The 21990-nt window shown below is 42.8% G+C and carries 15 protein-coding genes; 10 read left to right on the plus strand and 5 right to left on the minus strand.

The genetic code is table 11. From position 1 onward, the window contains the following. Positions 1 to 4: 4 nt before the first annotated feature. The 4 genes from IWA51_RS05450 to IWA51_RS05465 are packed head-to-tail and all read right to left on the minus strand — an operon-like array spanning position 5 to position 5640. Entirely contained in the window at positions 5 to 463 is a 459-nt protein-coding gene (locus tag IWA51_RS05450; protein WP_177527863.1) for an FAD synthase family protein, read from the minus strand. Between the two features lies 1 nt (position 464). Beyond that, positions 465 to 1550, minus strand: a complete 1086-nt coding sequence (locus IWA51_RS05455; RefSeq protein WP_198443512.1) for a pyridoxal-phosphate-dependent aminotransferase family protein — start codon at positions 1548 to 1550, stop codon at positions 465 to 467. Continuing rightward, entirely contained in the window at positions 1544 to 2788 is a 1245-nt protein-coding gene (locus tag IWA51_RS05460) for a CDP-glycerol glycerophosphotransferase family protein (protein ID WP_198443513.1), read from the minus strand. The genes IWA51_RS05455 and IWA51_RS05460 overlap by 7 nt, the downstream gene beginning before the upstream one ends. Then, positions 2788 to 5640: a YidC/Oxa1 family membrane protein insertase gene (locus IWA51_RS05465; RefSeq protein WP_198443514.1), complete on the minus strand. Its 2853-nt coding sequence runs from the start codon at positions 5638 to 5640 to the stop codon at positions 2788 to 2790. The genes IWA51_RS05460 and IWA51_RS05465 overlap by 1 nt, the downstream gene beginning before the upstream one ends. Before the next feature lie 167 nt (positions 5641 to 5807). On the opposite strand from IWA51_RS05465, the gene IWA51_RS05470 reads away from it, so the two are divergent. From IWA51_RS05470 to IWA51_RS05505, 8 genes are all read left to right on the plus strand, one after another. Beyond that, on the plus strand, positions 5808 to 6986 hold the full coding sequence (locus tag IWA51_RS05470) for a glycoside hydrolase family 5 protein (RefSeq protein WP_198443515.1): 1179 nt from the start codon (positions 5808 to 5810) through the stop codon (positions 6984 to 6986). A 76-nt stretch (positions 6987 to 7062) separates the two neighbouring features. After that, positions 7063 to 8688, plus strand: coding sequence for a glycoside hydrolase family 5 protein (locus tag IWA51_RS05475; RefSeq protein ID WP_198443516.1), 1626 nt, complete (start codon positions 7063 to 7065; stop codon positions 8686 to 8688). An 81-nt stretch (positions 8689 to 8769) separates the two neighbouring features. Beyond that, entirely contained in the window at positions 8770 to 9909 is a 1140-nt protein-coding gene (locus IWA51_RS05480; RefSeq protein ID WP_198443517.1) for a glycoside hydrolase family 5 protein, read from the plus strand. Between the two features lie 40 nt (positions 9910 to 9949). After that, entirely contained in the window at positions 9950 to 11983 is a 2034-nt protein-coding gene (gene yicI / locus IWA51_RS05485; protein WP_198443518.1) for an alpha-xylosidase, read from the plus strand. Beyond that, positions 11980 to 12633: an SGNH/GDSL hydrolase family protein gene (locus IWA51_RS05490; RefSeq protein ID WP_198443519.1), complete on the plus strand. Its 654-nt coding sequence runs from the start codon at positions 11980 to 11982 to the stop codon at positions 12631 to 12633. The genes yicI and IWA51_RS05490 overlap by 4 nt, the downstream gene beginning before the upstream one ends. A 1-nt stretch (position 12634) precedes the next feature. Next, positions 12635 to 14812: a beta-glucosidase gene (locus IWA51_RS05495; protein ID WP_198443520.1), complete on the plus strand. Its 2178-nt coding sequence runs from the start codon at positions 12635 to 12637 to the stop codon at positions 14810 to 14812. Further along, the gene (locus tag IWA51_RS05500) at positions 14784 to 17102 is read left to right on the plus strand and encodes a glycoside hydrolase family 95 protein (RefSeq protein ID WP_198443521.1); all 2319 of its coding nucleotides are present in this window, start codon (positions 14784 to 14786) and stop codon (positions 17100 to 17102) included. Before IWA51_RS05495 ends, IWA51_RS05500 begins: the two co-directional genes overlap by 29 nt. 2 nt (positions 17103 to 17104) lie before the next feature. Continuing rightward, positions 17105 to 17938: an alpha/beta hydrolase gene (locus IWA51_RS05505; protein WP_198443522.1), complete on the plus strand. Its 834-nt coding sequence runs from the start codon at positions 17105 to 17107 to the stop codon at positions 17936 to 17938. Positions 17939 to 17957: 19 nt separating this feature from the next. Here the strand turns inward: IWA51_RS05505 and IWA51_RS05510 are convergent, their stop codons facing one another. After that, entirely contained in the window at positions 17958 to 18101 is a 144-nt protein-coding gene (locus IWA51_RS05510; RefSeq protein WP_198443523.1) for a hypothetical protein, read from the minus strand. Between the two features lie 165 nt (positions 18102 to 18266). Here IWA51_RS05510 and IWA51_RS05515 point away from each other — a divergent pair, with 165 nt between their 5' ends. Further along, positions 18267 to 19403: an FIST signal transduction protein gene (locus tag IWA51_RS05515; RefSeq protein ID WP_177527875.1), complete on the plus strand. Its 1137-nt coding sequence runs from the start codon at positions 18267 to 18269 to the stop codon at positions 19401 to 19403. A 12-nt stretch (positions 19404 to 19415) separates the two neighbouring features. Further along, on the plus strand, positions 19416 to 21977 hold the full coding sequence (locus IWA51_RS05520; RefSeq protein ID WP_177527876.1) for an EAL domain-containing protein: 2562 nt from the start codon (positions 19416 to 19418) through the stop codon (positions 21975 to 21977). The last annotated feature ends 13 nt before the right edge of the window (positions 21978 to 21990 follow it).

Raw genomic sequence — 21990 nt, forward strand, 5'->3', positions numbered from 1 at the left:
CAGTTTATTTTATCTGAATGTCGTTTGGAAAATGATTGTCTGCTTCGTGGTGAAGCTTCTTGTAGCGTTCGTAAATGCGGTTCTTTAATTCAGTAGAACTTATTCCCTGTCCGTAAGGAAAGTAAACTACAGTCACACCCTGTTCTTCAAGGTAGTCATATTTTCCAACCCAGTCATCACCAACAACAAAGATGTCAAAATGAAGTTTTTTTACTTTGTCTGCGTGGTCAAGTGACTTTTGCGGAATTACGATGTCGGGGTATTTGAGCGCCTTTACCAAAGCAATTCTTTCGTCAAAGGGTATAATTGGTTCTGACTTGTATGAAGCAACAAGTTCGTCTGTGTTTACACCAACAATCAGAATATCACCTAAAGCTCTTGCATATTCAATCATTTTAATGTGATTTGCATGCAGCATGTCAAAAGTACCGCTGGTGTAGACAACAGTTTTGTTTCCTATCATTTTAGTTTTCCTCCAATTTTGCAAGGGCTTTCTTTAACGCTTCTGCAAGTGAATCGTAATCAGATAAAGACAGGTTTCCTATATGACCCACTCTGAATACTTTGTCCTTAAGCTCGCCGCCGTTGGGACAAATCCATATTTTATATTCATCCTTGACAACTTCAAAAAGTCTGTGTGCAGAAACTTTTTCATCGTTGACTTTAAGGGCTGTAACACAATTTGACAGTGCTGATGAGTCGGTAAAAACAGTAAAGGGAAGTTCTTTTATTATATTTCTGAAGTAAGAAGCACGTTCTGCAATTTTTGCGTGTTCAGATTTGCCATTGTCTTTTGCAAGTTCCTTTAATCTTGAGTTTAACTGGATAAGTATAGAAACGGCCGGTGTAAAAGGAGTTTGCCCGCGCTCGCCGTTTTTAAGGTAAGAGGCAAGATTAAAGTAAAGTGAGTGTACTTTGTTTGTATTGCAGCGCTCAACTGCTTTTTCATCCATGCAGATAACAGAAAGTCCCGGTGGAAGGGCAAGTGCTTTCTGGCTTCCTGTTATTGCTGCGTTGATGTTCATTTTTTTCATGCTTATTTCATCTGCAAGAAAACCCGAAACCGCGTCTACAAAAAGAAACATGTTGTTGCGCCTGCAGAAGTCTCCGATCATATTCATATCGTAACGTACACCGGTAGATGTTTCGCATAGCTGTACAAGAAAGCCGGTATATCCTTTGTTTTCGTAACTGCCAAGAATTTCTTCTGTCAGCGGTTTACCGCTTTGAAGTTTTATCTGCGTGTATGGAATCTCATGTATTTCACACAGTTCGGCAAGACGTTCACCAAAACTTCCGCCGTTTACTACAAGAACTTTGTCTTTTGCAGTAAAAAAATTCATTACACCGGCTTCCATTGAGGATGTTCCGCTTCCTGTCATGAAAATACTTCTTGAATTTTCTGGCGCGTCAAACAGTGAAAGAATTATTTTTTCATTTTCTTTCATGAGTGCCGAAAATTCATCTGTTCTGAAATATGGAACCTGTTCTTTTCCCAGCTCCAATATATCTTCCTGAATTTGTACAGGTCCGACTGTAAAATTTAACATATAGTTTCCTCCATTATTTGAGTTTGTTTGTTTGCAAGATATTCAAAAACTTTTGTTACTGCGTTTCCCGGGTTATCCCAGCACTGTTTTCTTATCGCGTTTCTTTTGCGCTCAAGTGTTGTGCTTTTTATTGCAGATAAAATGACATCTTTTATGTTCGCAAAATCTGTTTCCTTTAATTCAATTCCCAATTCCGGTAATACTTTGAATGTCCATCTTTCTTCGTTAAGCCATGACTGCTCGTAGGGGGCGTCATCAAAAGCTTGCGGCCTGGTGTATAAAAGCGGTTTGTCAAAAATCATTGAGTAGTCAAAAATAATGCCTGAAAAATCAGTAATCATTATATCTGCATTCTGCAGGCATTCAAAATTGTCATTGTCATTATTCCAGACTATTCGGGTATTATCTGCATATTTTGCTTTTAAGTTTTGCAGAAGTTTTGGTTCTGCCGTATATGACTGCGGATGCGGTCTTATTATGATATTGAATCCGGAACTGCTCAGCGAATCCAGTAAATCTGTTCCGTATAAATTCAGAAGGGAAGATTTTCCCCAGCTTGGAGCAACCAGAACCGTTGTTTCTGTTTTTTTGTCAACTGCACTTTTTAGTACCCTTTCTTTCATGGAATCAAAATGAACGCACCCGCAGACTGTTATTTCTTTTGGACTTTCGTTTCTTGCTTTTTCAAGACTGCGGATTGTATCTTTTTGATTTGTCCCCGTAGCCAAAACTGCATCGTAAAAATCAAGAGCAAACATTCTGTACCCTGCCAGCTCATCAACAGTGTGCGGAATGTGCACATACCATTTTACGTTTCTGCTTCTTTTCCATTGAAGAACATCAAGACCGGGTGTTGTTGAAAGAAGTATATTTGCTTTTAACATGTTCAGTCTTGCAAATCCTTTGTTTCCTTCTCCTATAAATTCCGGCTTTACGAATTTGTAGTCACAGCCAAATACAGGGTCATCTTTAGATTGTGTCAAATACAAAAGTCCGGTTTTTCTTTTTTCAAATTCATCGCAAACCGGTTTGAATATATTCCAATAGCGTTTGTGGTCTGAATATACAGCATAAGGAACAATTGAGTTGTCTTCTTTTAGTTTTCCGCCACTGAAAAGGAATTTAAGTTTAAGAATCAGTGCTCTTCCTGCAAACACGGCTGTAGTTGCAAGTCCGATAAAAAGAGAAAAAAGCATTGAGCCTGTTCCCGGGTCTATGTATAAAAGCAAAGTATTCATTATTTTTCTCCGTTAACTTTTACACCGCAGAGGGCAGCCCTTTCTTTGTCGCCGGGGTTTGACTCAAACCATTTGTCAAGCGGAATCCAGTTTTTCTGATTAAAGATATTGTCCTGCACATGAAAACCTCTTTCGAGGTACAGGTTAAACTTTGTATTCTTTTTCTGGATTGACGGATCGTAATCTCTGTCTGTCATATTCGCATTGTACAGATTGAATCCTCCAGTTTTGTCTGAAGAAAATTTTTTTCCTGTAAAAGGATTAGAATCTGCAAGCCCAAGATTTTTTAGAGTCAATTCAGGAGTGTCTGCATTTGTCATAAATGTGTTGTCTGTTTTTATTTCTCCTTCAGCATTAAAATCTTTAACCATCAGGAGAGGCTGGTAGCAGCCGTAATCTGTATTCCTTGAAAAACCCGGGGCAAGGTATTGTATTGTATCTCTGAAACCGTGGTCTGAAACAATTATTATTTTTGTATTGTTGTAGCAGTGATTTTCCTTTAGGAAATTCAACCAGTCTGCAATTCTCAAAAGGGCAGATGCATTTACTTCATAATGTTTTATGTCAGAATAATCATTGTGAATAGAGTAAGGGTATGTGCATTTTGAACCTGCGGGAATTCCGCTCAGGTTTTTTGAAGGCATGTAGCCAGGTTGTTTCAATAATGTGGGGTTATGAGTGAGCATATTGTGCATTATAGTATAAGTGTTGCGCTCTGCCTTAAAATCTGTCATTTGCCTAAGGTAATAAAGTTCGCTGAAACTTTTTATAAAATCCTTCGACAGTGATATGTATTCTCCTGAAAAATATTTTGCGCCGTTATAGTATGTGTTTCTTGCAATCGGTACAAGCATCTGAAGAAGCGCAAATTTAGGTAGCGTTTTCTTTACCCTTAAGTCGGCATTTGAAAACTCAGAAAGTTCTGGGTGGTCAGAAATATATTTTTCACTTATTCCACTTACATGGGACAGAACCTTTGTATTGTGCAGTCCTTCAAAAGGAGAAAAATCATCTGTGCTTGAATAATTGGGATTCTGCGGATCAAAGTCTGTTACCTGCCATCCTGCCTCTGAAAATATTCTGGGCAGCACAAGAAGGGCTTCATTATTTTTTTCAAGTAAAAGCTCATCTTTTCTAAGATTCATCTGTTCCGGTGTGTATTCATACCCGCCATAAAGTGCAGGTGCTGCTTTGTTTGTGGAATCAGAAAAAGAGATTGTGTTTGGATAAAATGTAAATCCTGAATAGGTATTTTTTAGTTCCGGAAATTCTTCAAATATATATGGTGTAAAAATTCCTATTGCCCTGTCCAAAAAAAGTACAAATACATTTTTTCCGCTTTTCGAAAGACTGTAGACTGTCGGAATCTGTTTATTGTCTGCTGTGTTTTCTGCCGGGATTTTTTTTGCAGAAGCTTCTTTGTATACTGAATTTATTGAAACAATATTTTTGCATGAAATTCCTGTATAAACCAGGCAGACAGACAGCATGGCCGGGAAGATATAATTCAGTTTCTTTTTATTCTCAAGCAGCAGAATAATTGCTGTAAGTATGACAATTACAAGAGCAGGTCCTGCCAGCTGAATTACTGTCAGATGCTTTAGGGGTGAAGAGTTGTCCAGTTCTCCAAAAATGCTGACTGTTCCATAATTTTGGCGGAATACCAGGGAATTAAACAGCACTGATACCCCCCCCCATACAAAAATATAGGTTAAGGCGTATTTAACTTTATCGTTGAACATTAAATAGACAGCAAGCGGCCATAATACAAAAAGACCCAGTGCAAAGGCAAAAGATGATGTTAAATATGAAAGAGGTGGGTCTGTGTTCCCCAAAAATGAAAATTCTACAGGACTGGTAGAAATCATACTTGATGTAAGATAAAGTCCGCAGAGTATAGCCATACCCAGTGCAGAAAAAATAAACGCAAGAAAGTATGATTTTTTGTTTTCATTGAAAATTATTTTTCTTTTTTCGAAGAATTTGCTGTAGGAATTCAAAATGAAAGGAAGTACAAAAACCACAAGGCTTGCCAGATAAACAACACATTTCTTTTTGAAGCCTGTTTCGGGTTTAAAGAACATAAAATACAGGGAGGCAAACGCAAAGATAATGTCAAAGCATGCGGCTACAATGATACCCGGCTTTTTAACGTATTTCTGTATTATGTTTTTTGCAAGGCTGAACAGATTGTTAAGAATCCAGTAAAATACAAGTCCGCTGGGCGAATCATACAGCAGGAATAGAAAAATCGCTGCAAGAACATAAATCTGGACTTTTTCTCTTGGAGGAGCATCTTTTGAATAAACAAATCCTGAAACACAGTTGATTACCGTCATTATTATGGGGAGAACATGAATGGCTGTATTTTCTGTTTTAATCAGAGTGTCCGGTTTTCCAAGGTTTTCCAGAATAAAAAAAGACTGGTTCAGCAGTACATCACATTTTGACAGATAGTTATAGGCTGCTATAAAAAAAGGGATTTCTATAAGTATGGACAGTGAAGAGCGCAAAGCATAAACAGGGCTGTAATTGTTTATCCTGTAATATGCATTGAGCATCATGTACTGTTCATCGCCCTTAAATGTTTTTTTGATATGGCTTGTCCATTTTTCCATTCTTTTTTGGGCGGCTCTTTCTTTTAGTTGAATTTCATCTGCTATATTGTACAAGGGAAGGGCAAGAAAGTTTACGGTCAGGCTTACAAGAATAATGGCTCCCCCGGCTCCAAGCATAGACATCTTACTTATTGAAAAGTTGAAAACAAATTCAATTACGGCTTCGATTGGAAGAATGATAACTGAATATAAAAAATCCCCGATTTGCATGATTAATCCTTTGTTAAATATCAATTAATAATTATATATGAAATTTAATTAAAGTAAATAGGGGCGGGCACAAGGGTATAAATAGGGAAGACAGTTTCTTTGTTGCGGCCGTTCACATACACAAATCTCAATGTAAATTAATGCAATATTTGCGGTTTCGCAGTCTGTACCTGTACCCTTACAATATAGGCATGAATACACACAAAACCCTGGCTGTTCTTCTTACGGCTGTTTCTTCATTAATGCTTTTCTCCTGCGGTGAACCCGCGTCGCTTTCAGGTGCTGCACAGGCAGATCTTGCAGACTTTGACATGACATACACAGACAAAACTGCCGCAACCGTAATCAAAGAAATGGGCAACGGCACAAATCTTGGCAATACGATGGAAGCGGTGTGGAGCAGCGACCTTGACGGCGGAATGCCCAAAACTTCACTTCGAATGATGCAGGGACTCAAAAAAGCCGGATTTGATTCAGTAAGAATTCCTGTTGCCTGGTCAAAGGGAATGCAGACAGAAAGCGGCAGCGACTACAAAATTTACACTTATTTTATGAACAGGGTAAAAGAAGTTGTTTCCTATGCACTTGCCGCCGATTTGTATGTTGTTCTGAACGTTCACTGGGATAACGGCTGGTGGAAAGGCTTTGCAGACAGCGATATGGCAGTAAGAAAAGAAACAATGCGCCGTTACGAAGGGCTCTGGACGCAGATTGCTCAGGAATTTTCTGACTGGCCCGAAAAACTCATTCTTGAAGGCGCCAACGAAGAACTGGGCGAATTTTCGTGCAAGGGCGGTTCTCTTACAGACGATGAACGCTATAAAGTTACAAACGAAATAAACCAAAAGTTTGTGGACATAGTGCGCTCTTCAGGCACAAACAATACAGGTCGTGTTCTTCTTATAGCAGGCTACAATACCGACATTACAAAAACCTGTGACGAAGGCAAAGCAAGATTCAAAATGCCCTCAGATATTCACAGCGCAGATGACGCAAGACTCATGATTTCTGTACATTATTATACACCCTGGGACTACTGCGGCTGCAATGACCCCGAAAGCCCTCCCTATTACGGCCATAACTTCGAAACCTGGGGAAGCGAAGAAGACATCGCAGAAATGCGCAGACTTTTTACAATGATGAAAACGAATTTTTCTGACAAAGGCTATCCCGTAATAATAGGCGAATACGAAGTAATCCACTGGAAAAACGGCTCTCTTAAAGACAGAACCATGGACTTTTTGGGAACAGTCGTGTCCCTTTCAAAAGAACTGGGCTTCTGTTCCATGCTCTGGGACTGCAACAGCTGGTATAACCGTACCGGACTCCGGTGGAATTTTGACGAACTTTCGGCCATTTACTCCCGGTAACAATTCGTAAAAAACTCATATAAAAAGTAAAAAAAATTATGTTTTGCGCACGGTTTTCCTGTGTTACACTTTTAGTATGAAAAGAATACTTAGAAATACCGCGGCCGTCTGTGCCGTTTTTGCAGCAGCCATGCTTTGTCTGCCTTCATGCGAATCTTCTCCTTCAGGAGAAACTCTGGACACAAGTGAGTTGACAGAAATCGTAACTTTTGACAGCGTAAACTTTGCCAATGTAAAATCGGGCGATACAATTACGGTAACAACTGTTGCGGGAAAGGGGCTTTTCCAGACATCTGCGCCTTCAAGTGCAGTTCTGTTGCTTTCTACAAAAGGAACGTCAGGTACAGCACTTTCTGGCGGAACGTGGTCGGCTAATGCAACAGCCCTGAAAAGAGGTGCTTCCCTTAAGTCGGGCACGCAGACTACGGTATACACACTTTCTGAAGAAAACGCCGCCCTCGTGAAAAAAAGCGGCCTTTCGGTGTGGGCAGGCGGTGCAACAATTACCGCTGTAAAGAATTCCAGTGCTTCTGCCACAGTTTCGTCTTCTGTAAACAAAACTGACAGTGCAAAAAAATATTTTAGCGACAACCTTTCTGCCGGCTGGAATCTTGGCAATGACCTTGACACTTCCAACAGTACTTCAAACTGCAGCTCATATTCCCCATGGTGTGGGGTAAAGTCAACAAAGCAGATGTTTGCAAACGTCAAGAGAGCAGGCTTTGACTTTATAAGAATCCCCATCACATGGAAAGACCATTACAATACTTCTACAGGAAAAATAAACGAACAGTGGATGGCTTACGCAAAAGAAGTTGTTCAGAATGCGGTGGATGCAGGTTTTGTTGCCGTAATCAACCTTCACCACGACGGTGCCGACAACAACAGCTGGCTTAACGTTTCAAAAGCAGACGACGGCCGTGACGAATATCTTGAAGTAACATCTCAGTTCACCGACTTTTGGAGCCAGATTTCCTATGCATTCCGCGACTTTGGCAGTAACCTTATGTTCGAGTCCCTTAACGAAATTCATGATGGTGGCTGGGGTTGGGGAATAAACCTCAAGGACGACGGTCTCAACTACGCAATTCTTAACCGCTGGAGTCAGGCTTTCTGTACAGTAGTGCGTTCCGGCTGGGGCAACAACAGCTACCGCTATCTTGCATTCAACGGCTACTGCTCAAACCCCGACCTTACAGTAGATGCCTTTGAGTTCCCCAAAGACAGTTCTGCTTCTGACGGAATAAACCGCTTTGCACTTTCGTTCCACTACTACCAGCCTGTTTCTTTTGGAATCAACGCAGAAATAAAAAAGTGGGGCAGTGACTACGGTAACGTTCCTAAAGGTGAATGTGACAGCTGGGGTCAGGAAAAAACAATGGACGAAACCTTTGCAAAAGTTGCCAAAAAGTTTACCGACTGCGCAATTTATGTAGGTGAATACGGCGCAACCTATAACGGAACAAAATACAGCGACTACCAGAGATACTACGATGAATATCTTGTAAAATCAGCAAGAAAAAACGGAATGCTCTGTGTTGCCTGGGACAATAACGCCGGCTGTACAGGAAAAGAAAGTTTCGGCCTTATTGACCGTTCTACAGGAAATGTCCGTAGCAATTATTCAGCCATTGTAGAAGCTATTATGCGCGCTTCAAAAGCTTCTTCTGACTACGAAATTACTGACCCATCAGAAAAATAATTTTCAATCAAATTTTTATAGAAAAGCAGTGCAATTTGTCCTATTTTGCACTGCTTTTTGCTTTGGTATTATTTGAGTTGTATGAAAATATCTGCATTATTTGCTGCGGCGTTTCTGTTGGTTTCATGCGCGTCACAGCCTGTTGTACTTTCAGATTTTACTGCTCAGAAAGCAAAAGCCGTTGTTCCTTCCGGGGCAATTCCTTCTTCGCAAAAGATGGAATTTGTACAATCCCTTGGAGCCGGAATCAACATAGGCAATACGCTTGATGTAATTACTGACCGCGACGGACCGGGAACAGATGAAACCGGCTGGGGTAATCCAAGAATAAGCAGAGAATACATTCATGCCCTTGCGTCATACGGTTACAAAACTGTGCGCCTTCCCGTTACCTGGACAGAACATACAGGTCCTTCTCCAGATTATATTATAGAAGAAAAATGGCTTTCGCGTGTTCAGGAAGTTGTGAACTGGTGTCTTGAAGAAAATCTGAATGTCATTGTAAATATGCACCATGACGGCGGAACAAGCAAAACCAGCTGGATTCTTTCTGCTGCCACCGACTTCGATTATGTAAATACACGTCTTGCCGTTACCTGGAAGCAGGTCGCACTTCGGTTCAAAGATTATCCACAGTCCCTTGTTTTTGAAGCAATGAATGAAGTAGGGTTTGATTCAAACTGGGAAAAGCGCTATGAAATTCTTAACGGACTCAACCAGACTTTTGTTGACACGGTAAGACAGACCGGCGGGGCAAACAGCGAAAGGTATCTTATGGCTTCGGGTTACTGGACAGATATAGAAAGAAGCTGCGACAGTCAGTTTAAAATGCCAAAGGACATCGCAGACAAAATAATTCTTTCTGTCCACTATTACACACCGAGTGCATTCTGCATTTCAATGGATTCTTCAAGTGACTGGTATTCGTATACGTGGGGAACAAAAAAAGATTATTCCGAACTTAAAGGAAAGTTTGACCTTCTTTACGATAATTTTATTTCAAAAGGAATTCCTGTTGTTGTAGGCGAATACGGATGTGTACGCGGTAAAGACGAACAGAGCCGTCTTGCCTGGCTTTCTTCTGTTGCAATTGTGTGCAAAAATTACGGTTGTACTCCGGTTCTGTGGGATACAGGACACGAAATAAGCCGTTACAATCCGTTTGCAATGACAGAAGTTTTAAGTATTGCAAACACTCTTTCGGGAATTAGTGCTGAATAAATTAATTTAGAATATATATTCCAATTTTTATGGGGGAAATATGAAATTTACTAACGGTTATTGGGTTGTTCGCGACGGATTTTCTGCAAACTTCGCGGCCCAGGCTTACGATGTGCGTGAACAGAACGGAACTCTCGAAGTTTATGCACCTGTTAAAGTGACAAAAACACGTGGCGACAGTCTTAACGCAACTCTTCTTACTGTGCGTTATTCTTCACCCATGCCCAATGTTATTAAAGTGAAGGTTTCTCATTATGAAGGCTCATACGATGCAGGTCCTTATTTTGAGCTGAATTCTGACTCTTCTTTCAAGCCCGCAATTTCTATTTCAGAAAAAGAGGCTTCAATTACTTCAGGCAATCTTACAGCAAACGTATGCATTGCTGACTTCTGGAAAGTAACTTACACAAACGACAAGGGACGCCAGCTTACAAAAAGTGAATCAAAGTCAGCGGCCTATATGGTAAAGCACTCACACCCGCAGGAACACATGTTCTACAGCGACGAGCTTCCTTTTATGAAAGACGAACTTTCACTTGGGGTCGGCGAATACGTTTACGGACTGGGAGAGAGGTTTGGCTCTTTTGTAAAAAACGGACAGACTGTTGACATTTGGAATGCAGACGGCGGAACAGCAAGCGAGCAGGCTTACAAGAATATTCCGTTCTACATGACAAACCGCGGATACGGCGTTTTTGTAAATAACCCGGGGGCTGTTTCTTTTGAAGTTGCCAGCGAAAAAGTTTCACGCGTTCAGTTCAGTGTTCCGGGAGAATCTCTTGAGTATTATGTAATTTACGGCCCTGAACCAAAACAGATTCTTGAACGCTACACGGCTCTTACGGGACGTCCGGCTCTTCCGCCAAAGTGGACGTTCGGTCTGTGGCTTTCTACTTCATTTACGACTTCCTACGATGAAAAAACAGTTATGCACTTCATAGACGGAATGTTTGAAAGAAAGATTCCGCTTTCTGTTTTCCACTTTGACTGTTTCTGGATGAAGGGATTCCACTGGAGCGACTTTATCTGGGATGAAGAAACTTTCCCCGATCCTGCAGGACTTATCAAGCGCCTTCATGACCGCGGACTCAAAGTATGTGTCTGGATTAACTCTTATATTGCACAGCGTTCTTATCTTTTTAAGGAAGGAATGGAAAAGGGATACTTTATCAAAAAGCGTGACGGTTCAGTCTGGCAGACAGATTTGTGGCAGGCTGGAATGGCCGTTGTTGACTTTACAAACCCCGATGCCTGCAAGTGGTATGCTTCAAAACTTCGCGCACTTCTGGACATGGGCGTTGACTGCTTTAAGACAGACTTCGGCGAGCGCATTCCCGAAGACGGTGTTTACTTTAACGGCGCCGATCCTGTAAAGATGCACAACTATTATACATTCCTTTACAATAAGACAGTATTCAATCTTCTTGAAGAAAAATACGGCAAAGGAAACGCATGTCTTTTTGCACGCTCAGCTACCGCCGGCGGACAGCAGTTCCCGGTACACTGGGGCGGTGACTGCGAGTCTACATTCGAGTCCATGGCCGAAACTCTGCGCGGCGGTCTTTCACTGGGACTGTCAGGCTTTGGTTTCTGGAGCCATGATATCGGCGGCTTTGAAGGAAACCCGCCGCCGGCTGTATTTAAGAGATGGCTTCAGTTTGGTCTTCTTTCATCACACAGCCGCCTGCACGGAAGCAATTCATACCGTGTGCCCTGGTCTGTTGACGAAGAGTCTTCTGAAGTTGCAAAGAAATTTGCCGAGATTAAAATAAAAATGCTCCCTTATATTCTTGAAGCCGCAGAGGAAGCAAACAAAACAGGTGTTCCTGTCCTTCGTGCAATGATGCTGGAATTCCCCGAAGATCCTTCTTGTGCACAGCTCGACAGACAGTATATGCTCGGAAGCAAATTCCTTGTAGCACCTGTTTTCTCAGAAGACAATAAGGTAAGCTATTATATTCCGGCAGGAAAATGGCGCCATTATATTGACGGACGGGAGCTTAATCTTGAATGCGGAAAATGGTTCACAGAAGAATATGACTTTATGAGCCTTCCGTTATGGGAGCGTGTATGATTTTGGAGAAGGGAAGCCGGCTTGTTATGGCCGGAGATTCTGTAACCGACTGCGGAAGAAACCGTGAACTGCCTCCTTGCTTCTGGAGTACCTGGGGCGACGGTTATGTTCATGTAGTTTATGCAAATCTTTTGGCCTTTGCACCACAAAGCAGCATCATGGTAATAAACCAGGGTGTGAGCGGCAATACATCCGAAGACCTCAACAACAGATGGGACTCAGATATAATGTCGCTCAAGCCAGACTATGTTTCTATTATGATAGGAATTAACGATGTCTGGCGCTGGTTTGACAGTGCACTGCGTCAGGAAAAGCTTGTTGACAAAGACATGTTCCGCGCCAACCTTCGCTCAATTATGGACAAAACAGTTTCGCACGTTAAGAAAGTGTTTCTTATGACACCTGTTCTTTTTGAACTTAACGAAACCGAACCCATGTTCATAAAAAAACGTGAATTCGATGCTGTAATAAAAGAAGTCGCACAGGAGTACAATCAGCTCTTCATTGACTGCCAGACTCCTGTTGACCGCGTACTCAAATACCAGCATCCTTATATGTTCACAATGGACCGCGTTCATCCAAATCTTCCGGGGCACACGCTTATAGCCGAGTCCTTTTTGAACGCAATAGAATTAGACCGGAGTAAATAAATTGACGGATTTCGAGATAGACAAAATTGTTGCCGGACTTTCGCTCGAAGAAAAATGCGCAATGATTCACGGTGCAGGGCTTTTCAGAACTGCAGGCGTAAATCGCGACTGTTCTTGCGGAACCAGTTTCTTTAAGGAAGGAATACCTTCTCTTGTTATGTCAGACGGACCTATGGGAGTCCGCAACGAATTCTGTGACGACAGTTGGGACACACCCGGAACAAATGATGACTTTGTAAGTTATCTTCCGAGTGAAACAGCAATTGCCGCAACATGGAATGAAGAGCGTGCCTTTGAATGCGGCAATGTACTTGGAAGTGAGGCACGGGGCCGCGGCAAAGACATGATTCTTGCTCCCGGGGTCAACATAATGCGCACTCCTTTGTGCGGAAGAAATTTTGAATATCTTTCAGAAGATCCGTTTCTTACAGGCCGCCTCGCTGTAAGCATAATCAAAGGTATACAAAAAAATGACGTTTCGGCCTGTGTAAAGCATTTTGCCCTGAATAACCAGGAAACCCAGCGGTCGGATATTAATTCTGTCGCAGACATACGATCCCTTAACGAGATTTATTTTCCTGCATTCAGGGCAGCCGTGCGTGAAGGAAAAGCATGTGCGCTAATGTGTGCGTACAACCGCTGGCAGGGCGTACACTGTTCAGAAAACAAAACTCTTTTGGAAAAAATTCTTCGTGACGAATGGAATTTTGACGGTGTTGTGGTTTCTGACTGGGGCGCCGTTCATTCAACAAAAGCTGCTGCAGAAAACGGAACCGACATAGAAATGGACATCTTCCCAAACTTTGACGATTACCATTTTGCAGCCCCTCTTGTAAAAGCAGTCCGCGAAGGAAGTGTAAGTGAAAGCGTAGTTGATGCAAAAGTAAAAAGAATTCTGCGTCTTATGCAAAAGCTTAATATTCAGGGCAAAGACCGCAATAAGGGCGCATACAATACAGAAGAACACCGGCGCGTATGTTTGAATACAGCGCGAGAATCTGTTGTCCTTTTGAAAAATGAAGGCAATGTTCTTCCAATCGATGAGAAAAAAACAAAAACAGTAACTGTCATAGGTTACAACGCAGATGCAATGCAGTCTCCCTACGGCGGAAGCGCTGCCATAAAAGCACTTTATGAAATAACACCTCTTGCCGGAATAAAAATGTATCTTGGCGGAAACACACGCGTGCGGTACTGCCAGGGTTACGGCTATCCAAAAAAAGACTGCGAGGATATCGAAAAGTTCCGCGCACAACTTCATGACGAAGCGGTAAAGGCAGCGCGTGAAAGTGACTGCGTAATTTTTGTAGGCGGAACAATGCACTATCATCCCGAATTCCGTCTTGGCAACAATGCGCTTTCAAACCTGCGCGGAAAAGATCCTTGCAGAATAGACAGCGAAGGGTTTGACAGGGACGATATAAAACTTCCTCTGGAACAGGATGCGCTTATAAACGATATACTTGACGCAAATGCAAATACCGTAATTGTAATTTCTTCGGGCAATGCAGTGGATATGAGCGCATGGAGTGACCGTGCAAAAGCTATTGTCCAGACCTGGTACAATGGAATGGAAGGTGGCCGTGCACTTGCAGAAGTTCTGTTTGGAAAAATAAATCCTTCGGGAAAACTTCCGTTTACTGTTCCAAAAAAACTCGAAGACTGTCCTGCACACGCACTGGGTGAATTCCCCGGAGACGGAACAGACGTGCGTTATAACGAAGGCGTGTTTGTAGGTTACAGATATTTTTCTACTTTCAAAAAAGAAGCGGCTTTTTGTTTTGGCCACGGACTTTCCTATACAAAATTTGAATATTCTGGCATGAAAGTCAAAGCTGGGAACAACAATGTTCAAGTTAAGTTTAATGTAAAAAACTGCGGCAATGTTGCAGGTGCAGAAGTTGCGCAGGTTTACGTCGGCGGCGTTTGTGAAAAACCCAACGGCAGGATAGAAAATCCCTCTCTTGAACTCAGGGGCTTTTGCAAAAAATATCTTCTTCCCGGCGAAAGCGCGGAATGCAACGTAACTCTTGATACAAGTGCCTTTGAATATTATTCCGAAGAAAAACAGGACTGGGTTTTGCCTGATGCAAACAGAAAAATTTTTGCAGGTTCTTCTGTAGAAGATACAAGACTTGAGGGGGAAGTAAGTGTCGCAGAAATGCAGTCTGGTATTTGACAAAAGCGCACAGGAGTGGACACAGGCTCTTCCTTTGGGAAATGGACGGCTCGGATGCATGGTCTTCGGCGGAACAGAACACGAGAGAGTTCAGATCAATGAAGACACGCTCTGGTCAGGTGTTCCCAATGCTCCTGAGTCAGATGAAGGAAGGGCTGCCGTTCTTTCACAGGTGAGAGAACTTCTTTCAGAAAAAAAATATACGCAGGCACAGCAGCTTGCAGACAAAGAAATGCTCGGCCCGTGGAGCGCTTTTTACGAACCGGCTGCAGATTTATTCCTTGACTTTGCAGACAGTTCCCCTGTTACAGAATACACGCGTGAACTGGACATGAACTTGGGCTGCGTAAATGTTTCTTACAAACAGAACGGAATAATTTTCAAGCGCAAATATTTTGTTTCGCATCCTGACAATGTAGCCGTAATTTATCTTGAATCTTCGGCAGAAAATAAACTGTCGTTCACCCTTTCATTAAAAAGCCCGCTCAGGTACACAACCGATTCCTACAGCGGAATAAATGCACGCTCACTTATGCTTGAAGGCCGTGCACCTGTATGCGGACCAAATGAATTTGGTCCCGACGAAGATCCTGTAATTTATGACGAGCCGCGCGGAATGCGTTTTACATGCATGGCGAGTGTAAAAACTACAGGCGGTTCCGTAAAAGTAACTGACACAAATATTTGTGTAAGCGAATGTACATCAGCAGAAATTTATCTTACGGTCGCTACAAGTTTTAACGGTTTTGACAAAGAAGCCGGAACACATGGAAAAGACGACAGATCCCTGTGCATTTTAATGACAGAAGCGGTCCTTCAAAAAAAATACAGTGACATTCTTTTGAACCACGTGCAGGACTTTTCAAGTCTTTTTTCACGGGTTGAATTCACACTTGACGCAGATACACCCACAGAAAAAACGGCCCCGCTTTATTTACAGTACGGTCGCTATCTTTTGATTTCCTGCTCGCGTCCTGGAACCCAGCCGGCAAATCTTCAGGGTATATGGAATCAGGACATAAGACCTGCCTGGAACTGCAATTATACAACAAACATAAATGTAGAAATGAATTACTGGGGTGCCGAAACACTCAATCTTTCTGAATGCCATGAACCTCTTTTTGACATGCTGCAGGAACTTGCCGTAACAGGTGCAGACACTGCAAAAAAAAGATACGGCTGCAGAGGATGGTGCGCCTGCCACAACAGCGATATCTGGAGAAAAACAACACCCGCCGGAGGAAGCAGCGAATGGGCTCTCTGGCCGATCGGCGGTGCCTGGATGTGTACACATATCTGGGAACATTATACGTTTACCGGCGACAAAAATTTTCTTAAAAAAATGTTCCCCGTGTTAAAAGGCTGCGTTGAATTTATTCTGGACTATCTTGTAACAGAACCCGATGGAACTTTAACAACCAGCCCTTCAATTTCGCCCGAGAACAATTTTATTGATCCTTCCACAAACAAAAAGTGCTGTCTTTCACGCGGTTCCGCAATGGACATTTCTATCTTCAGAGAAGTTTTGGAACAATTTGCAAAATCAGCAGAAATACTTGGCTGCAAACAGGAACTTTCCCTTGAAGCGCTTGCTACTGCTGCAAAACTTCCAAAACTTAAAACCGGTAGTGACGGCCGGCTTTTGGAATGGGAAGAAGAATTCGAAGAAGCAGAACCGGGGCACAGACACGTTTCGCATCTCTGGTCGCTTTACCCCGGCCACAACATTGCGCGCGACTCATCTCTTGCACACTCATGCGAAAAGTCACTGGACTACAGGCTTTCACACGGCGGCGGTCACACTGGCTGGAGCTGTTCATGGACAACTGCCCTTTACGCAAGACTGGGGCAGGCACAAAAAGCTCACCGGTATCTGACTGTACTGTTCCAGAAGTTAACGTACAAAAATCTCTTTAACGTCTGCCCTCCGTTCCAGATAGACGGGAACTTTGGCGCAAGTGCAGCCATTGCAGAAATGCTTTTGCAGAGTGACGGCAATAACATTCAGCTTCTGCCGGCCCTTCCCGAAGAATGGAGTGCAGGAAGTGTAAAAGGGTTAAAAGCCCGCGGCGGTTTTACAGTAGACATTGTCTGGAAAAATTCTGCTGTTGTTTGTGCAAAAATAAAATCTGTTTTTGAAGCAAATACATTTACGGTAATTTCACCCGGTATCCTCGTCTGTGATCTGGCAGGAAAAGAGCTTGAGTCCAAAAAAACAGATGACGGCCGCTTTGCACTGAGTGTAGAAAACTGCCAGCAAATAGAATATACTTTTACAAAGAAGGAATAAATATGACACACGAAAAAATAATGCTTCCCGTTCAGTATCATGACAAGGGAATCAAAAACAACGGTTACACTCCGTTTATGACAACTTACATTCTTGACAATTACGACGAGTATTGTGCAGACCGCAAAAGACCCATGGTTGTAATCTGCCCGGGCGGAGGTTACGAAATGCTTTCAACAAGAGAAGCAGAAGCCGTTGCCATAAAAATGAATTCTTTCGGATACAACGCGTGTGTAGTCTGGTACAGTCTGGCCCCGATGTCGTTCCCTGCAGCGTTCCTGGACTTGTGCGAAGCAGTAAAATATGTGCGTTCACACAGTGAAGAATGGCATGTTGACACAAACAAAGTAATCGTTGCCGGATTTTCTGCCGGCGGTCATCTTGCTGCATCGCTCGGCGTTTACTGGAACAGTCCGCTTGTTTCAAAGTATCTGCCTTATTCAGCTCAGGAAGTAAAGCCCGACGGACTTCTGCTCAGTTACCCGGTAATCACTACAGGCAAATACACGCACGAAGGTTCAATAAAAAACGTACTCGGTGACACAAAAGAATATTCAGAAGAAGACGTAAGGCTCGAAGATCATGTCACGTCATCTGTACCGCCGGTATTTATGTGGCATACAGACGAAGACGGATGCGTTCCCCTCGAAAACAGCTTGTCATTTGCACTTGCATGCCGCAAAAACAAAGTTCCGCTTGAATATCATGTATTCCGCAGGGGAGGCCACGGACTTTCACTTGCTACGGCAGAAACTTCATGGCCCAACGGCGCCGGAATTCAGGACGCATGTTCTGTATGGCCCGCTCTTTTTGAAAACTGGATGAAAACTTTTTAACCTAAAGAAAAAAATAAATTCATGTGAATGAAGCAATGGATTCTGCCCAGAAGAACATGGCGCGCTGTCCTGCCGCTGTTTTTATTTTTCCCCAGAAGGCAGTCTGAAAAAGGTTGTCTGTAGCTGGAAAAGTATTGGACTCTGCAAGTTTAAGTGTAACCATGCGTTTACCATACTAACCAAAAGTAAAAGCCGCAATACTGTACAGGTGTTTGCCGTGCTAGTGATATAAAATTACTTTTTCCATGATTTTATGCGCATTTTAACCGAAATATGATTTAAATAAAATTTGATAATGCTGTTGTTATGTGGTAAAATATAACAGAAAATGCAAAGGTATATTGTTTCGTTCAGCGAAAATGCAGATGAAAAAAAAGCACTGGAAGAAAATTGCACAAAAATCTGTGGTTGCAATAATTGTGCACAGCCTATTCTCATTATTTTTTCTTCAGATACAGAGGGCTTTGAATTCTATTCCCGTTCGCTCAAGTCCCGCTTTCCTTCTTCTACAGTAATCGGCTGCACTACTTATTCTGTTTTTTCTTCCTGCGGAACAGCCAGCCGTGGTCTTTCGTGTCTTTCTGTCTTTGACGGAATAGAATGTTCTTCGGGAGTTCTTCTTGAAATTACCAGAAATCCAATGAAATACCGCTCATGTGTTACACAGGCGCTGTCATCCCTTTCTTCGTACGAAAACAACAGTTATGAAAACACCTGCTGCCTTGAATTTACAACCGCTTTGAGCCGCGCAGAAGAGCTTGTCCAGGACACGTTAAGCGACGCACTTTCCCGCACCAGAATACGCACATTCGGCAGCTCCGGCGGCTGTATGCCTTCAGAAAAGAAAACGTATGTTTCGCTCAACGGAACAGTTTATGATGAAGCGTGCGTATTCGTCCTTGTACACAACACCCGCGGAAAAATCTTTCTTTACCGCGAAAATATTTATTCACCGACTGCAAACAAGTTTACCGCCACTTCGGTTGACTGCGAAGAACGCACCGTTTACGAATATAACGGCCGTGTGGCAGCAGATGTACTTTCGCGTGCCCTGACTGTTCCGCGGGACCGCCTTTCAGAAGCTCTTTTTACACACCCGATGGGCCGCGAAATAGACGGAGATATTTATATAACAGACTTTGACAGGGTAAACGAAGACGGTTCAATTTCGTATTTTTCAAGAATCTACGGCTATACAAAAATGATTCTGCTTGAACCAGACAATGCCCAGAGAGTATGGCGCGAAACAAAATCTGCGGTTGTAAATGCCGTTCCGAACCCGTCTTTTTCAATTGCCGTTAACTGTGAATCCCGCACCATATTTTTTGAACGCTCGGGAATATTCGGTGACTTTGTACGGAATCTTGGTACATATTCCGGCGGCTTTGTGGGATTTTCAGGCTACGGAGAACAGCTGGATTTTATGCATCTGAATCAGTCTCTGGTTCTTGCGGTGTTTGAATAGTTTGGGGGAGTTATGCGCAGTTATAATACCGGGATCGTTTATTCAGATGAAAAGTGCATCGGATGCAATAAGTGCATTGCCGCCTGCAGCGTGCTTGGAGCTAACTGTGCCATAATACAGAACGGCCAGAACAGAGTAGTGGTAGACTCAAGAAAATGCGTTATCTGCGGAAGTTGTGTATCTGTATGTCCGCAGAAAGCAAGAACTTACCGCGATGACAGTGAATCATTTTTTACAGGCGCTGCGCAGTCACAGAACATAAGCGTAATTATTGACCAGTCATTTTTTGTCCTTTACAAAGACCGCGCCCGTTCGGTACTGGGATGGTTGCGTTCACTCGGTGTAAAAAACATTTACAGTTCCTCACTTGGAGCCGAAATTTCTGTCTGGGCAAACGTTCGCTATTTGCTTGCACATCACGAAGAAGATGAAGCTCCGTTTCTTGTAAACTGCTGCCCGGCCTTTACGCTGCGTGTAGAGCGGGAAGAAATCGATTTTTTAAAGAAACTCATTCCTGTACATTCGCCGGCTTTCTGTACTGCAATTTATGCAAAAAAATATCTGGGCGACACATCCAGAATGGTTTTTATAAGCCCGTGCGTGGCCGTAAAAGACCTTATTTCAAGACACAAAGGCACAATAGATGCAAGCGTTTCTTTTGACAGCATCATTACGCGCTTTAACGAAGCCAAATACAGTGGAACAGAATCTGACCCCGACCAGACCGGCCGCACTTTTGGAAACATAATTTCTGCCGAAGACGGAATGGCCCGCTGCCTGGCACTCTTTTTCCCCGAAAAATACATCATAGCACACTACAACAATTTGTCACCGCATACTTTCAGTGTACTGCGCAATGAAACACAAAACTGCAGCCTCAGCGAAAGACCTCTTGCTTCAACAGTAGTTTCTTGCAGAAACGGCTGTCTTGACGGACCGGGAACAAAAAAATTCCGCTCTACGGTATCTTCCATCTGCATTGAATATTTCAGAATGTTTACAGATTCGATGAAAGATCTGGACATAGAAGCCAGCCATAAAAGAAACCTCGAAATGCTCGAAAAACAGTTTGCAGGTCTTGACTGCGCAGACTTTACATGCAGTTTCCAGGATCATTACCAGCAGCCGTACAGAATACCCAAATCTACCTATGACGAAATTTTTACCGCAATGCACAAAAATACAGTAAAAAAGCGTTCGGTAAACTGCGGTTTCTGCGGTTACAGAAGCTGCATGGAAATGGCCTCTGCAATTGCCTACGGGTACAACCGCAAGGAAAACTGCATCCACTACATGAACGAAGAAATGGCCTTCCGCTATTTTATAGACCCGCAGACAGGCATTCCCAACAGGGCTGCTTTTGTACGCGACGCCGAACTTCTTCTTAAATCCAATCCCGCAAAAAAATACGTAGTCTGTTCGGGAAATGTAAACAAATTCAAGATAATAGACGACCTTTACGGATTCGAAGCAGGCGACAAGGTACTTCACATTGTTTCTGTTGTATTAAAATATACTGTCGGTAGCGAAGGTCTTTGTGCAAGTCTTGGCGGCGGAAACTTTGCACTCTTTTTTGAATATACCCCCGAAAATATGGCGCGTCTTACCAAGCGTGAATTTATTGACTGTTCGGTGCTGGGCATTGCATTCCGTGTAACAATGCGGTTCGGTCTTTATGTAGCGCAGGACCGTTCAGAGTCAATAATGAACATGATGAACTATGCCACAATTTCCATGGACAAAAATTCTTCACCAATGGAAAACACGTTTACCATGTACACGCAGGAATTCCACGACCAGATGAAGCTCGAAACAATGATTACTGCAGATATGCAGGGCGCAATGGAACGCCAGGAATTCAAACTTTTCTTTCAGCCGCAGTATAATCCCGCAGGAACACTTGTCGGTGCCGAAGTTCTGTGCCGCTGGATAAAGGACGACGGCTTTATACGCACACCCGATGTGTTTATTCCCATCTTCGAGAAAAACGGCTTTATAAAAAAACTGGACCGCTATGTCTGGGAAAAATCGTTCCAAGCAATCCAAAGATGGCATTCAGCAGGAATAAAAGTTGTGCCCATTTCGCTTAATATTTCGCGCATTACGTTAAAGGACGACGATATAATTTCGTTTATTTCAGACCTGCACAAAAACTACAGCTTGCCGCCGCATACCGTTCACTTTGAAATTACAGAAAGCGCGTACATGAACGACCAGAAACGCCTTATAGGCCGCGTAAACGGAATACGCAATCTTGGTTATGCAATAGCAATGGACGACTTCGGAAGCGGCTATTCTTCGCTTAACACGCTTAAGGATGTTCCCATAGATATTCTTAAACTGGACATGGGCTTTTTGCGCGAGTCAGAAAATACCGAGCGCGGCGGAACAATTATCAATTCTGTAGTAAGAATGGCACAGGACCTTAAGCTTATGACTATTGCAGAAGGTGTAGAAACGCAGAACCAGGCAGACTTTCTGTGTAGCATAGGCTGTGATGTATTGCAGGGCTTCCTTTATTCAAGGCCGGTTTCGCAGGCTGAATTTGAACGGATAATCGGTTTTTCAAAATAAATGTGTTTCAATA

The sequence above is a fragment of the Treponema peruense genome (assembly GCF_016117655.1).
Classification (GTDB): domain Bacteria; phylum Spirochaetota; class Spirochaetia; order Treponematales; family Treponemataceae; genus Treponema_D; species Treponema_D peruense.